The following is a 2,508-nucleotide window of genomic DNA, read 5'->3' as shown; positions in this document are numbered from 1 at the left end:
ATGCTTGCACGCGTGACCGACTTTTCTTTCCGGCTGACAAACATCTCGTTGCCCCGGATGGTTTTATTTCATTCTCTTTTGTTTCATCCATTTTTCCCACATCCATTTTGGGATCTTATTTCTTCCGCGTCAATGAAACCACCGTCTCACAATTGGCAGTATGCGGGAACATATCCACGCAGCACACCTTATCCACCTGATATCCTGCCGCCTGGATCGGTTCCAGATCCCTCGCAAGGCTGGTTGGTTTGCAGGACACATAAACCATGTGGCTGACGCCAAAATTCAAAATCTTTCCGATCGCCTTCGGATGGATTCCATCGCGCGGCGGATCCAGAACGATCAGATCCGGCTTTTCTTCCAGCTCGTCCACCACCTTGAGGACATCCCCCGCCAGAAATTCGCAGTTGCCAAGTCCGTTGCGCGCCGCATTCTCACGGGCTGCCTCGACTGCTTCCCCGACAATCTCCACGCCGACTACTTTCTCCGCCACCGGTGCGAGGATCTGCGCGATCGTGCCGGTGCCGCTGTAAAGGTCAAATACGACTTTTCCCTTCGTCTCACCCACATACTCACGCGTTTTCTCGTACAGTACCTCCGCGCCCAATGAGTTCGTCTGGAAAAAAGAAAACGGCGAGATCTGGAACCGCAGCCCTAAAAGCTCTTCGTAAAAATGCTCGCGTCCGAACAGAATGTCCGTCCCCTCATCTTTTACGGCATCCGCCAATGTATCATTTTTGGTATGCAGAATGCCCGCAAAGCTTCCCTCCATAGGAAGTGCCTGAAGGCGCTCCGTCCATCCCCGTAAAAGTGCTTCCTCGGTTCCCTCAAAGGTATCCGTCTGTGTCGTCGTGATCAGATCGACCAGAATCTCCCCTGTCTTGATCGCACGGCGCACCAGAAGATGGCGCAAATAGCCGGTATGCTGCATTTTTTTATAAAATCCAACTTTCTTTTCCTCAAAATATTCTTTTGTACAGACAAGAATCTTGCAAAAATCCGGATGCACGATATGGCATTCGCCGGTTGTAACCACATCATAAAAACTGCCGCGCTTGTGCATTCCCAGCGACATAGGACCATCCTTGACCTCATCACCGAAGGAAAACTCCATCTTATTCCGGTAGCCCTGCACCAGCGGGCTGCCTAAGATGCCCTCAAACTCATATTCTGGACATACCGCATCCAGAAGGGAACGAACCTGTTTTTCCTTGATCGCAAGCTGTTCCTCATACGGAATCGGCTGATAAAGACATCCGCCGCAGATACCAAAATGCGGGCATACATCCTCTGCCGTCTCTAACTTTGAGTGCTCGACAACCTCCAAAAGCATACCCTCGCATCGACCGCCGCGCTTTTTATTGATACGGAACCGGATCTTCTGTCCCGGAAGCGCATTTTTGACGATCGCTTTCTCTCCATCTATCACAACTACGCCCTTATTTGGAAACTCAATCCGTTCTACAGTTCCTTCGTAAATCTCACCTTTTTTCATTGATAACTATATAGCTCCTTCTCTCAGTGGCTTTTACCGCACTATAATCACCAACTGCAAATGCTTCTTCAACTCACAGCTAATTTCCATCTGCGGTTCTAATTCATATCTTTATAGTATACAGGAATTTTTTCTTTTTCCAAGATATAAAAAATACAAACTTATCTACAAACTTTCCTATGGCATAAAAAATACTGCGTGAAACCGATTTTCCGGTTCCGCGCAGTATTTATTCTGATTCATTGACTAAATTATCACAATCAGTCTTTCTTTTCTTTCTCGTCGCTCTCATCCTCGAAGAAATCGTCGTCGAAATCATCATCGAAGTCGTCCTCGAAATCTTCCAGATAATCTGGAGTAAAGAAACGATATACGCCGTATGCAATCGCTGCAACTGCTGCTACAATACCGATAATGGCTAAAATCCAGAGAATACAGTTTTTCTGTTTCTCCTCTTCTTCTTTTCTGTGAAGGAATTCATTCAGTTTGGTTGCATTCATGATCTCTTCTACTCTGGAGAGCGCATCTTTGCTCATCATATCAAATTTATTCATACACTCCACATCCTTTCCCGCGTTTTGATCCGCAATTCTTGATTTTATTATACCATCTCTCAGCCGATTTTACTATATTTTTTATTGGATCTGGCGAAAATGTTTTAATACGGCATTACTGTTTTCGCATACGTGTACCGTAACAATACGGCACGGTCTAACATTTCACCAGTTTTGCAAATGAAGCGAACATTTTTTTCACGCCCACGCGGTCAAAATTAACCGTCACCTCAAAATCCTTGCCGCCGTCCGCGATCTTCTGCACCGTTCCCTCGCCAAATTTGAGGTGGCGGACTCGGTCGCCCTCGCCGTAGGAAAGATGGTCGGCCTTCTGGACCGTAAATGCCTTGCCAAATGACGGTGCCGGGCTGGCTGGACGGCTGCTGGAACTATAAGCGCTCTTATATGGATCCAGCGTGCGGCTAGAACCAGCACTTCCGGAACCATTCACACCGCCCC

The 2,508-nt window shown here is 47.3% G+C and carries 2 protein-coding genes and 1 pseudogene; all 3 read right to left on the bottom strand.

From position 1 onward, the window contains the following. Positions 1-115 precede the first annotated feature (115 nt). Positions 116-1,495 (bottom strand): 23S rRNA (uracil(1939)-C(5))-methyltransferase RlmD, encoded by a 1,380-nt coding sequence (gene rlmD / locus QVO97_RS07630; protein ID WP_022359752.1) that lies wholly within the window; start codon positions 1,493-1,495, stop codon positions 116-118. A 260-nt stretch (positions 1,496-1,755) separates the two neighbouring features. Next, positions 1,756-2,049, bottom strand: coding sequence for a hypothetical protein (locus QVO97_RS07625; RefSeq protein ID WP_022359751.1), 294 nt, complete (start codon positions 2,047-2,049; stop codon positions 1,756-1,758). A 157-nt stretch (positions 2,050-2,206) separates the two neighbouring features. After that, positions 2,207-2,508 (bottom strand): annotated as a pseudogene (locus QVO97_RS07620) (ATP-dependent DNA helicase PcrA); the annotation flags it as partial.

The sequence above is a fragment of the Clostridium sp. CAG:43 genome (assembly GCF_000434655.1).
GTDB classification, from domain to species: domain Bacteria; phylum Bacillota; class Clostridia; order Lachnospirales; family Lachnospiraceae; genus Otoolea; species Otoolea fessa.
Note: the sequence above shows the minus strand (reverse complement) of the source record. Positions and strands in the feature narration are given on the sequence as shown.